Here is an 11,933-nt window from a genome sequence, read left to right as displayed (position 1 = left end):
CCGGCGACCGCCGCGCGTCGATCGACGCCCGAACACGAGACCGGCGCGCGGCCCCTCACCTGACCCAACCCTGCCAGAACCAGAACTGGAAACGCCATGACTGAACTGACGAAAGCACGCTTCGCCGCCCTGCGCGCCAAGATGAACGAAACCGGCAGCGGGCTGGTGGTACTTGCCCCCGGATCGCACATGGATTGGCTGATCGGCTATCACCCGCACCCCGACGAACGCCCCTGCCTGCTGCTGATCGGCCCTGAGAAGGAAGCCTTCCTGATGCCGGCGCTCAATGCCGAAGGCACGCGCGAGCACACCGACATTGCCTTCCACAACTGGGCCGATGATGTCGGCCCGGCAGACGCCCTGACCGCAGCCCTCGCCGACGTCGGCGCTGCTGCACCTGGCCGCGTTGTGCTGGACGAGACCATGCGCGCCGATTTCGCGCTGCTGCTCCTCGACAACCTGCCCACGGACACCGCCCGCGACTTCACGCCGGAAACGCTTGGCGCCCTGCGCATGCGCAAGGACAGAATCGAATACGACCTCCTGAAGATGAATGCCGGCATCGCCGACCGCGCCATGCAGGCGGCCTTCTCGAAAATCCGCCCAGGTATGACCGAGAAGGAACTGGCCGCGGAAATCCGATCGCATTTTGCCTCCGAAGGTGCGGCACCGGCCTTCTGGATTGTGGGTGCAGGCGGCAATGGTGCCTTCCCGCACCATTCCGCCAGCGAGCGGGTGATTGCCGAAGGCGATGCCGTCGTCATCGACATCGGCGGCCGCAAGCAGGGCTTCCCGAGCGACATCACCCGCATGGCAATCGTCGGTCGTGCGCCGGAAGGCTACGGCCAGATCCACACGATCGTCGAGCGTGCCGTGCAGGCGGCGCTGAAGGCGGCTCGTCCCGGCGTTCTCGCCAAGGAGGTGGACGATGCGGCCCGCAAGGTGATCGCCGACGCCGGCTACGGGGAGTATTTCGTCCACCGCACCGGCCACGGCATGGGCATCGACGGCCACGAACCGCCTTACATCACCGCCACGTCGGAAACGGTTCTGGAGGAAGGCATGGTGTTTTCGATCGAGCCCGGCATCTACCTGCCCGGCCGCTTCGGTATTCGGCTCGAGGATATCGTCATCCTGCGCGCCGATGGGCCGGAAGTGCTGTCGTCGCTGCCGCGTGACGTTCACGTCGCACAAGTCTGATACGACATTGGTGGCGCCTTCGGGCGCCACTTTTCTACCCGCTCCAGCTTGCCTTGGCGGAAGGAAGGACTGAGCACCTATCGGGTCGGCGGTTTGCGCCCCTTTTGCGATTGACCGCCGTCAGCATCCTTGCCGCGACGCGGCTCATAGACCGGCTCCCGCTGTTCGGCCGGCGGCCAGATCCAGAAGGTGTGGCCGTAGGGCTTGCGCTGGATGCCCTCGTAATATTCCCCCTTCCTGGTCCGCATTTGTGCCTGCGCATCGCCGGCGACCATTGCCGCGCTGATGATTGCCGCGGCGAAAAGCACATATCTCGACTTCACCATCTTCAATCTCCTTGCCCCTTGTCTACGCCTGCCGGCGGCGAGGTCAACTGACGTCGAGCTTAATAAGTTCCTGCTTGACGGCCTCCGACACCTTCGACATATTGATCAGATGTCAGACCAATTTGGCGCCGAGGGGGAGGCTGAATGACTGAACAAGCCAGAGCCGCACTTCTGCCATTGCCGCCCGCCGACCGGGCGCAGCAGGTCATTGCCGCGCTCGCCGATTACGTCCAGCAGTCCGGCCTGAAACCCGGCGACCGCCTGCCGGCGGAACGCGAACTGATGACGGCGCTTGCCGTCGGGCGCTCGACCGTGCGCGAAGTCATCCGCCATTTCCAGGCGCTTGGGGTCGTCGAAGCGCGCAAGGGCAGCGGCACCTATCTGCTGCGCGCCATATCCGCCTCAACCCTCCATATGCCGCTGACGCTCGACGCCGGGCATCTTCGCGACGTGCTGTTGATGACGCTTGAGGTCCGCCGCGGCATCGAGGTCGAGGCCAATATGGTCGCGGCACGCCGACGCACCGAAAAAGACCTCGAGATTATCGAAGTAAAGCTCAACGAGATGGAGCGAGTGCACATCGCCAAGGGCACGTCAGGTCCGGAAGACCTCGCCTTCCACCTGGCGATCTATGACGCCACCCACAATCCCTTGTTCCGGCAGTTGCTCGAACAGATGCGCGAGGCCTTCGAGCGCTTCTGGGATCATCCTTTTGATCGCACGGATTTCGCCCGCCGCTCTTTCCCGTTCCACCGCACCCTCTTCAACGCGATCGCGGCAAAGGATCCTGACACCGCACGCGAAGAAACGCTGAAAATCCTCGCGATCGTCGAGGAAGACATCAAGGAAATGTCCCAATGAACAACGGCCTCGATCCGTTCGACCACGCCTCGCTGATCGTCGCGCATGACGAAGGCAATGCCTACGACGCGGTGGTTCCGCCGATCGTTCAGACCTCGCTTTTCACCTTCAAGGACTATGACGACATGGTCGCGTCCTACAAGGGCGAGCGCGTGCGGCCGATCTACACCCGCGGCCTCAACCCGACGGTGCGGATGTTCGAGGAGATGCTGGCGAAACTGGAAGGGGCAGAAGACGCGATCGGCTTTGCCAGCGGCATGTCGGCGATCTCGTCGACCGTGTTGTCCTTCGTCGAGCCCGGCGACCGCATCGTCGCCGTCAACCATGTCTATCCCGACGCCTTCCGCCTCTTCGGCACGCACCTGAAGCGCATGAAGATCGAAGTGACCTATGTCGACGGCCGCGACGAGGAAGCGGTTGCGAAAGCCCTGCCCGGTGCCAAACTGTTCTACATGGAAAGCCCGACGAGCTGGGTGATGGACACCCATGACGTCGCCTCTCTCGCCCGCCTTGCCAAGGACCAGGGCATCATCACCGCCATCGACAACAGCTGGGCGAGCCCGATCTTCCAGCAGCCGATTTCGCTCGGCGTCGATCTGGTCATCCATTCGGCCTCGAAATATCTCGGCGGGCACAGCGACGTGGTCGCAGGCGTCGTGGCCGGCTCGAAGGACCTGATTGGCCGCATCCGTTCGGAAGCCTACCCCTATCTCGGCGGCAAGCTCTCGCCCTTCGATGCCTGGCTCCTGATCCGCGGTCTTCGCACCCTGCCGATCCGCATGAAGGCGCACGAGCGTTCGGCGCTGACGGTAGCGCAGCGCCTGCAGGCCCATCCGCTGGTCGAGACCGTCTGCCATCCCGGCCTTGGCAACACCTTGCCGCCGGGCCTGTCCGGCACATCGGGTCTCTTCTCTTTCATCTTCCGTGACGGCGTCGATGTCAGACGCTTCGCCGACCACCTCGACCTGTTCAAGCTCGGCGTTTCCTGGGGCGGACACGAAAGCCTGATCGTGCCGGGCGAAGTCGTGCTGTCACAGAAAGCCCAGCCCAATTCCGCGGCCGCCTTCGGCATCTCACCGCGGTCCGTACGACTCCATGTCGGCCTGGAGGGAACGGAGGCCCTCTGGAGCGATCTTGAAGCGGCGATGTCTGCCGCTTCGTCAGGCTGACAGGAGCGGGATGCCGCATCCCGCTCATTGCATGTGGATCAACCATCAAAAAACAAAGGGAACAAAAATGAGGAAACTGATTACCGCCACTCTGCTTGCCACCCTGATGGCAGGAAGTGCACTGGCCGATACCAAGCTGAAGCTCGTCGAGGTCATCACCAGCCCCGAGCGCACCGAAACGCTGAAGTCGATCGTCGCCAAGTTTGAAGCCGCAAATCCCGGCACCACGGTCGAGATCATCTCGCTGCCTTGGGGCGAAGCCTTCCAGAAGTTCGCGACCATGGTGTCGGCCGGCGAGCTGCCCGACGTGATGGAAATGCCCGACACCTGGCTTTCGCTCTATGCCAACAACGGCATGCTTGAAAGCCTCGAGCCCTATCTCGAAAAGTGGGAGCACACGCCGGGCCTGACCGAGCGCACGCTCGAGCTCGGCCGCGACATCAAGAACACCGCCTATATGCTGCCCTACGGCTTCTATCTGCGCGCCATGTTCTACAACAAGAAGCTCTTGTCGGAAGCCGGCGTCAGCGAACCGCCGAAGACCATGGACGATTTCGTCAAGGCATCGGAAGCCGTCTCCAAGCTGCCGGGCAAATCCGGCTACTGCCTGCGCGGCGGTCCTGGTGGCCTCAACGGCTGGGTGATGTTCGGCGCGACCATGGCCGGCAGCAACAAATTCTTCAATGAGGACGGCACCTCGACCATGAACAGCGAAGGCTGGGTCAACGGTCTCGCCTGGGTGATCGACCTCTACAAGAAGGGGCTGGCGCCGAAGGACAGCGTCAACTGGGGCTTCAACGAAATCGTCGCCGGTTTCTATAGCGGCACCTGCGCCTTCCTCGACCAGGATCCGGATGCGCTGATCGCCATTGCCGAGCGGATGAAGTCGGAAGATTTCGGCGTCACCACTATGCCGAAGGGCCCGAGCGGCAAGGCGTTTACCACCATCGGCTTTGCCGGTTGGTCGATGCTGTCGGCAAGTCAGAACAAGGACCTCTCCTGGAAGCTGATCGAGACACTCGAAGGCCCTGAAGGCAACATCGAGTGGAACAAGCGCACCGGTGCGCTGCCGGTGCACAAGGCCGCCGAGAAGGATCCCTTCTATGCGAGCCCGCAGTTCAAGGGCTGGTTCGACGAGCTTGCCGACAAGGATGTGGTGCTGACCGTCATGCCGACCTACCTTGAGGAATTCGCCTTCTTCAAGGATTCGCTGGCGATCAAGACGACGCAGGAAGCCCTGCTCGGCGACATCACGCCGGAGGAGCTCGCCAACCAGTGGGCGGATTACCTCACCAAGGCGCAACAGAAGCACCTCGCCAAGAAGTGAGCCCTTCGACCGGCGGCGGACCTCCCCCGCCGCCGGTCACCCAACGTCGTGAAAACAAGGCACGTCAAAAGAACCGGCGGCCGCACAGGGGAAATTTCGATCGATGGCCTATGTCGCCCGCCAAGACGGCCTGCACGCACGCAGGCCGCCGCTGATGAAGCGCATCGCCGATGGCGCCGCACCCTATCTCTACAGCGCGCCGGCGCTGATCCTGATCGTCACCGTCATGCTGGTACCGCTGGCGCTCGGCGTCTCCTACGCCTTCCGCGATATCCAGCTGCTCAACCCGTTCTCCGGCGCCTTCATCGGCCTCGATCACTTCCGGGCGCTCTCGCAGGACCAGGCCTTCTATCGGGCGCTGCGCAACACGCTCTGGTGGACCGGAGCCTCGGTCTTTCTGCAGTTCCTGCTGGGTCTCATCCTTGCGCTGCTACTCGACAAGCCGTTCTACGGCCGCGGTCTGGCGCAGGCGCTCGTCTTCCTGCCCTGGGCGGTGCCGAGCTTCCTTGCCGGCCTCAACTGGTCATGGCTGTTCAATCCTGTCGTTGGACCCCTGCCGCACTGGTTCTACGCGCTCGGCATCATGAGCGAGCCGTCCAACATCCTCTCCGACCCGCAGCTGGCGATGTGGGGGCCCATCATCGCCAATGTCTGGTGGGGCATCCCGTTTTTCGCCATCACCCTGCTTGCCGCCCTCCAGGCGATCCCGCGTGATCTCTATGAAGCCGCCAGCATCGACGGCGCCGGCCCGGTGCAGCGGTTCCTGTCGATCACCCTGCCCTTCCTGGCGCCGACGATCGCGATCACCATTCTGCTGCGCACCGTCTGGATCTCGAATTTCGCCGACCTGATCATCGTCATGACCAATGGCGGTCCGGCCGATCGCACCCAGATCGTCGCCAGCTACATCTTCACCCAGGCCTTCAAGCGGCTCGACTTCGGCTACGCTTCGGCGATCGCGCTGGTGCTTCTGGCACTGCTGCTCGCCTACTCCATGCTGATTGTCATCCTGCGCCAATGGCTGCTGAGCAAGGATTGAGACCATGCGCGCCAAACCCATCCTTCTCGTAGCCGCACATCGACTGGCGATCCTCGCCTATATCGCCTTCGCGCTCTTCCCGCTCTACTGGCTGCTGAAGGTCGCAGTCACGCCGAACGACCTGCTCTACTCAGAAGGCATCCGTCTCTGGCCCTCGCGTGCGACCCTCGATCATTTCGATTTCGTGCTGCGCCACAGCGCCTTCCCGGTGTTCTTCAAGAACAGTCTGATCGTCTCGGGGTCGACGGCGATCATCGTCACCATACTTGCCTCGCTCTCGGGATACGCGCTGTCGCGCTTCAACTTCCGCGGCAAGTACTGGCTGGTGGCGCTGATGCTGCTGACGCAGATGTTCCCGCTCGTCATGCTGGTCGCGCCGATCTTCAAGATCCTGTCGCCGCTCGGCCTCACCAACAGCCTGACCGGCCTCGTCATCGTCTACACCGCTTTCAACGTGCCGTTTGCCACCTTCCTCATGCAGTCCTTCTTCGACGGTATTCCGAAGGATCTCGAAGAGGCGGCGATGATCGACGGCGCAACCCAGTTCGTGGCCTTCCGCCAGATCATCCTGCCGCTGACGCTTCCGGGCATTGCCGCAACCCTCGGCTTCGTCTTCACCGCTGCCTGGAGCGAGCTTCTGTTTTCGCTGATGCTGATCTCCGGCAACGACCAGGCGACCTTTCCGGTCGGGCTGCTGTCCTTCGTGTCGAAATTCTCGGTCGACTTCGGCCAGATGATGGCCGCCGGCGTGCTGGCGCTGATCCCGGCCTGCCTCTTCTTCCTGCTCATTCAACGCTATCTCGTCCAGGGCCTGACGGCCGGCGCGGTCAAAGGCTGAGGATACCACCATGGCTTCCATCGATATCGCCAACATCCGTAAATCCTACGGCATCCACCCGGTCCTGCACGATGTGGACCTGAAGATCGGCGACGGCGAATTCGTCGTGCTGGTCGGCCCGTCCGGCTGCGGCAAGTCCACCCTGCTGCGTATGATCGCCGGCCTTGAAAGCGTGACGTCAGGCGAAATCCGCATCGCCGGAAAACGCGTCAACGAACTGGCTCCGAAGGACCGCGACATCGCCATGGTGTTCCAGTCCTATGCGCTCTATCCGCATATGTCGGTCGCCAACAACATGAGCTACAGCCTAAGGCTCCGGAAGGTCGCCAAGGAAAAGATCGCCAGCGTCGTCGCCGGTGCGGCGTCCAAGCTCGGGCTCGATCCGCTTCTGGAGCGACGCCCGCGCGCCCTTTCCGGCGGCCAGCGCCAGCGTGTCGCCATGGGCCGCGCCATCGTGCGCGAACCCAAGGCCTTTCTCTTCGACGAGCCGCTGTCAAACCTCGACGCGAGGCTGCGCGAACAGATGCGCGCCGAGATCAAGAAGCTGCACAAGGATCTGGGCGCCACCTCGATCTACGTCACCCACGACCAGATCGAAGCGATGACGCTGGCCGACCGGATCGTCGCCATGAATGGCGGCTTCGTCCAGCAGGTCGGCAGCCCGCTCGATCTCTATGACCGTCCGGCCAACCTCTTCGTCGCCGGCTTCATCGGCTCGCCTGGCATGAACTTCTTCGAAGGCACCTATCGAAACGGCCAATCGCCTCGCTTCGAGACAAAGGGTGGCGTGACCATCCCGGCGCAAGTGCATGCGGAACTGACGGACGGCGCCAGCGCAACGCTTGGCATCCGCCCCGAGCATGTCGAGATTGGCAAAACGGCAGCGGATGCATTGAAGGCGACGGTCGATCTTGTCGAGCCGACCGGCTTCGGCATCATCCTGCATCTGTCTTTCGGCAAGGCGATCTTCAAGGCCTTCACCAACGACCGCGCCTTCCTCAAGGCATCGGGGGAAATCCCGGTAAGGTTGCCCCCGGAACGCCTGCACTTCTTCAACGCTGACGGCAATCGCGTCTGATTGCCGGGTCGCAGGCGGAGTTGCACGCACCGACAGGAGCCCGACGGTATCGCCCAAGACCGGAGATTGACATCTTCCGGACGAGGCGTACCGTCATCCCGTCGCAAGTATCAACCGCCCGTGGCGCCCAATTGAGAGAAGCAAGTACCGCCAAGACGACGAATTGACGATAGCCTTCCTTGCCACGCGCCCGGCGATTTTGAGGAAGTGTCATGCGAAACTTTGTTGTTGCCCTTGCCTTTTCGACAACGCTGTTCTGTCCCGTCGCTGCCCTTTCGCAAGAGGGCGATGCGGAGGCCGGCGCGACCGTCTTCAAGAAATGCGCGATCTGTCATGTCGTCGACAGCGATACCAACAAGGTCGGCCCATCACTCAATCACGTGATGGGTAGAACTGCCGGCACGCATCCCGACTTCAAGTATTCGCCGGCGATGATCGACGCCGGCAAGGGCGGGCTCGTCTGGGACGAGGCGACAATGCGCGACTATCTCCACAATCCGAAGGCGAAGGTGAAAGGCACCAAGATGGTCTTTCCCGGACTGAAGGATGAAGGCGATATCGCCAACCTGCTCGCCTATCTCAAGCAATATTCGCAGTAGACGCAACGGTTGGAACCGCCGACAGGCACTCCACCGAACGGTCAATTGCGAGTATTTTCCGTTCGTGCAATACTTGCATTTGGAACTCTACGGATTGCGTATTCATGCCCACAGCCGCAAGCGGCGAGGAGGGACAAGAAATGGCCGTGGTGGTTATTCTGGTTTTGCTGGCCGCCGGATCGGTGTTGTTCCATTTGTTCAGCCCGTGGTGGTGGACGCCGATCGCGTCCAACTGGAACTACATAGACAATACACTCATCATCACCTTCTGGATCACCGGCGTCGTCTTCGTCGCCGTCGTTCTTTTCATGGCTTACTGCGTCTTCCGTTTTCGGCACCGCCCGGGAAACCGGGCGGCCTATGAACCCGAAAACAAGAAGCTCGAAAGCTGGCTCGCCGCCGGCACGACGCTGGGCGTCGCCGCCATGCTGACGCCAGGTCTGTTCGTCTGGCATCAGTTTATCACCGTGCCGGACGGGGCAAGGCAGGTCGAAGTGGTCGGGCAGCAATGGCTGTGGAGCTACCGACTGCCCGGCATCGACGGCAGGCTCGGCACCTCCGAGACGCGCGACATCTCGCCTGAAAATTCGCTCGGCCTCAACCGCAATGACGCGGCCGCCCTCGACGACATCATCATCGAAGGCGGCGAACTGCACCTCGAGATCGGCAAGCCGGTCAAGGTGCTGTTGCGCTCTGTCGACGTGCTTCATAATTTCTACGTGCCGGAGTTCCGCGCCAAAATGGACATGGTGCCCGGCATGGTGACCTTTTTCTGGCTCACGCCCACGCGCACCGGCACTTTTGAAGTTCTTTGCGCTGAACTTTGCGGAGTCGGCCACCCGCAGATGCGCGGCACCGTCATCGTCGACAGCGAGGCCGACTACCAGACCTGGCTCGCAAGCCAGCAGACCTTTTCGCAGTTGATGGCAGCAGCGCAAACGAAGGAAACGGCACTGGCAGGTAATGCCGCCCCGGCGCGGTAGGAGGCGCCCCGACGGCCATTGTTGGGAGAGTTTAGATGGTCGATATCCGGTCAGGCACAGATGGGGCGCTCGGACACGCCGAGGTGGAGGATGTCGAGCTCTACCATCCCCACAGCTGGTGGACGCGCTATGTGTTCAGCCAGGACGCCAAGATCATCGCCGTGCAATATGCCTCTACTGCCATTGCCATCGGCATGGTGGCTCTGGTTCTGTCCTGGCTGATGCGCCTGCAACTGGGCTTTCCCGGCGCCTTCGCCTTCATCGATGCCGAGCGCTACTACCAGTTCATCACCATGCACGGCATGATCATGGTGATCTATCTGCTGACGGCCTTGTTTCTCGGCGGCTTCGGCAACTATCTGATCCCGCTGATGCTCGGCGCGCGCGACATGGTGTTTCCCTACGCCAACATGCTGAGTTTCTGGCTCTACTTTCTCGCCGTGCTCGTGCTTGTCTCGAGCTTCTTTGCGCCCGGCGGGCCGACCGGCGCCGGCTGGACACTTTACCCACCGCAGGCCGTGCTGTCAGGCACGCCCGGCGGCAAGGACTGGGGCATCGTTCTGATGCTCTCCTCGCTCATCCTGTTCATCATCGGCTTCACCATGGGCGGGCTCAACTATGTGGTCACAGTGCTGCAGGGGCGTGCGCGCGGCATGACGTTGATGCGCATGCCGCTGACGATCTGGGGCATCTTCACCGCCACGGTGATGGCGCTGCTCGCCTTCCCCGCCCTCTTCGTCGCCTGCGTCATGATGCTGTTCGACCGCATTCTCGGCACGAGCTTTTTCATGCCGGCGATCGTCGAGATGGGCGAACAGCTGCAGCATGGCGGCGGCAGCCCAATCCTGTTCCAGCATCTCTTCTGGTTCTTCGGCCACCCGGAAGTTTATATCGTCGCCCTTCCCGCCTTCGGCATCGTCTCCGATCTCATCAGCACCCATGCGCGCAAGAACATCTTCGGCTACCGCATGATGGTCTGGGCGATCGTCGTCATCGGCGCCTTGTCCTTTGTCGTCTGGGCGCACCACATGTATGTCAGTGGCATGAACCCCTATTTCGGTTTCTTCTTCGCCACGACGACGCTGATCATTGCCGTGCCGACGGCGCTGAAAGTCTACAACTGGGTGCTGACATTGTGGCGCGGCGATATCCATCTCAACCTGCCGATGCTGTTTGCGCTCGGCTTCATCGTCACCTTCCTCAATGGCGGGCTCACCGGCCTCTTCCTCGGCAACGTCGTCGTCGACGTGCCGCTGTCCGATACGATGTTCGTCGTTGCCCATTTCCACATGGTCATGGGTGTGGCCCCGATCCTCGTCATCTTCGGCGCCATCTATCACTGGTATCCGAAAGTCACGGGGCGCATGCTCAACGAGGCGATGGGCCAGCTTCACTTCTGGGTGACGTTCGTCGGCGCCTACCTGATCTTCTTCCCGATGCACTATCTCGGCCTGATCGGCATGCCCCGACGCTACTACGAGATGGGCGAAACGGCCTTCGTGCCGGCCTCGGCCCACACGCTCAACGAGTTCATCACCATCGTCGCCCTCATCGTCGGCGCGGCCCAGATCGTCTTCCTGTTCAATCTGGTCTGGAGCATCCGCCATGGCCGCGAGGCCGGCGGCAACCCCTGGCGGGCAACGACGCTCGAATGGCAGACGCCGGAAACGCCACCGCGCCACGGCAACTGGAAAGACCTGCCGGTGGTTTATCGCTGGGCCTATGACTACAGCGTACCGGGCGCGCCGGAGGATTTCATCCCGCAGAACCAGCCAGGCCCCGACAACCTGACGCGGGAGACGGCGACATGAGTGTCACGCTGATCTTCCTTGCCGTCATCGCCGCGATCGCCGGCTGGTGGCTGTCGCAGCAGCGGATGTTCTCGAAGCCCTGGCTGGAGGTCGGCCAACACCACGACCCACGCCCGCAGGGCCGGCGCCCAATAGAGCCGGCCAAGATCGGCCTCGGCGTCTTTCTCGCCGTGGTCGGCGCGCTGTTCACCCTCTTCATCAGCGCCTACTTCATGCGCATGGCGTCGACCGACTGGTGGTCGACGCCGATGCCGAAGCTTCTCTGGCTGAATACGGCCGTGCTTGCGGCAGGAAGCCTGATGCTCCACGCCGCTAAGGTGTCGGCTGAACGCCACCGCGACGACGCCAGCCGCACGGCTCTGATCGCCGCCCTTGCCTTGGGCCTCGCCTTTCTCGTCGGCCAGGTCTTCGCCTGGCGCGAACTCACCGACGCCGGATACCTTCTCACCGGCAACGCGGCGAACAGCTTCTTCTACATGATCACCGGCATGCATGGCCTGCACATCATCGGTGGCCTGATCGCTCTTGCTCGCACCATTCTCTCAACCCGCAAGGGGCCGATCGACGCACGAGCGACCCTGTCGATCACGCTCTGCGCCACTTATTGGCACTTCATGCTCGCTGTCTGGCTCGTGCTGTTTGCGCTGTTCTCCGGCTGGGCCAACGACTTCATCGACCTCTGCCGGCAAATCTTGACCTAGG

12 protein-coding genes are annotated in these 11,933 nt (G+C 62.3%); 11 read left to right on the top strand and 1 reads right to left on the bottom strand.

From position 1 onward, the window contains the following. The first annotated feature begins 96 nt into the window (after positions 1–96). Positions 97–1,200: an aminopeptidase P family protein gene (locus tag BLJAPNOD_RS08010; protein WP_115419438.1), complete on the top strand. Its 1,104-nt coding sequence runs from the start codon at positions 97–99 to the stop codon at positions 1,198–1,200. 77 nt (positions 1,201–1,277) lie between these two features. Here BLJAPNOD_RS08010 and BLJAPNOD_RS08005 read toward each other — a convergent pair whose 3' ends face one another. Continuing rightward, the gene (locus BLJAPNOD_RS08005) at positions 1,278–1,526 is read right to left on the bottom strand and encodes a hypothetical protein (RefSeq protein ID WP_115419437.1); all 249 of its coding nucleotides are present in this window, start codon (positions 1,524–1,526) and stop codon (positions 1,278–1,280) included. 144 nt (positions 1,527–1,670) lie between these two features. On the opposite strand from BLJAPNOD_RS08005, the gene BLJAPNOD_RS08000 reads away from it, so the two are divergent. The 10 genes from BLJAPNOD_RS08000 (at position 1,671) to BLJAPNOD_RS07955 (ending at position 11,932) form a co-directional block, all read left to right on the top strand. After that, the gene (locus BLJAPNOD_RS08000) at positions 1,671–2,387 is read left to right on the top strand and encodes a FadR/GntR family transcriptional regulator (RefSeq protein ID WP_115419436.1); all 717 of its coding nucleotides are present in this window, start codon (positions 1,671–1,673) and stop codon (positions 2,385–2,387) included. Next, the gene (locus BLJAPNOD_RS07995; protein WP_115419435.1) at positions 2,384–3,556 is read left to right on the top strand and encodes a PLP-dependent transferase; all 1,173 of its coding nucleotides are present in this window, start codon (positions 2,384–2,386) and stop codon (positions 3,554–3,556) included. The genes BLJAPNOD_RS08000 and BLJAPNOD_RS07995 overlap by 4 nt, the downstream gene beginning before the upstream one ends. 67 nt (positions 3,557–3,623) lie before the next feature. Continuing rightward, positions 3,624–4,883 (top strand): sugar ABC transporter substrate-binding protein, encoded by a 1,260-nt coding sequence (locus BLJAPNOD_RS07990; protein ID WP_115419434.1) that lies wholly within the window; start codon positions 3,624–3,626, stop codon positions 4,881–4,883. A gap of 103 nt (positions 4,884–4,986) precedes the next feature. After that, positions 4,987–5,922 carry a sugar ABC transporter permease gene (locus BLJAPNOD_RS07985; protein WP_077503212.1) on the top strand — a complete coding sequence of 312 codons (936 nt, stop codon included), beginning with the start codon at positions 4,987–4,989 and terminating at the stop codon, positions 5,920–5,922. A gap of 4 nt (positions 5,923–5,926) precedes the next feature. Then, positions 5,927–6,760 (top strand): carbohydrate ABC transporter permease, encoded by an 834-nt coding sequence (locus tag BLJAPNOD_RS07980; RefSeq protein WP_115419433.1) that lies wholly within the window; start codon positions 5,927–5,929, stop codon positions 6,758–6,760. Positions 6,761–6,770: 10 nt separating this feature from the next. Continuing rightward, entirely contained in the window at positions 6,771–7,838 is a 1,068-nt protein-coding gene (gene ugpC / locus BLJAPNOD_RS07975) for a sn-glycerol-3-phosphate ABC transporter ATP-binding protein UgpC (RefSeq protein WP_115419432.1), read from the top strand. 212 nt (positions 7,839–8,050) lie between these two features. Next, entirely contained in the window at positions 8,051–8,437 is a 387-nt protein-coding gene (locus tag BLJAPNOD_RS07970; RefSeq protein WP_115419431.1) for a cytochrome c family protein, read from the top strand. Between the two features lie 140 nt (positions 8,438–8,577). Beyond that, positions 8,578–9,420 carry a cytochrome c oxidase subunit II gene (locus tag BLJAPNOD_RS07965; RefSeq protein WP_115419430.1) on the top strand — a complete coding sequence of 281 codons (843 nt, stop codon included), beginning with the start codon at positions 8,578–8,580 and terminating at the stop codon, positions 9,418–9,420. Positions 9,421–9,455: 35 nt separating this feature from the next. Further along, positions 9,456–11,231 (top strand): cytochrome c oxidase subunit I, encoded by a 1,776-nt coding sequence (gene ctaD / locus BLJAPNOD_RS07960; protein ID WP_115419429.1) that lies wholly within the window; start codon positions 9,456–9,458, stop codon positions 11,229–11,231. Next, positions 11,228–11,932 carry a cytochrome c oxidase subunit 3 gene (locus tag BLJAPNOD_RS07955; protein WP_115419428.1) on the top strand — a complete coding sequence of 235 codons (705 nt, stop codon included), beginning with the start codon at positions 11,228–11,230 and terminating at the stop codon, positions 11,930–11,932. The genes ctaD and BLJAPNOD_RS07955 overlap by 4 nt, the downstream gene beginning before the upstream one ends. Position 11,933: the final 1 nt, after the last annotated feature.

Source organism: Ensifer sp. M14, assembly GCF_003355565.1.
Classification (GTDB): domain Bacteria; phylum Pseudomonadota; class Alphaproteobacteria; order Rhizobiales; family Rhizobiaceae; genus Ensifer.
The sequence above is the reverse complement of the archived record's forward strand: the minus strand, read 5'-3'. Positions and strand labels throughout refer to the sequence as shown.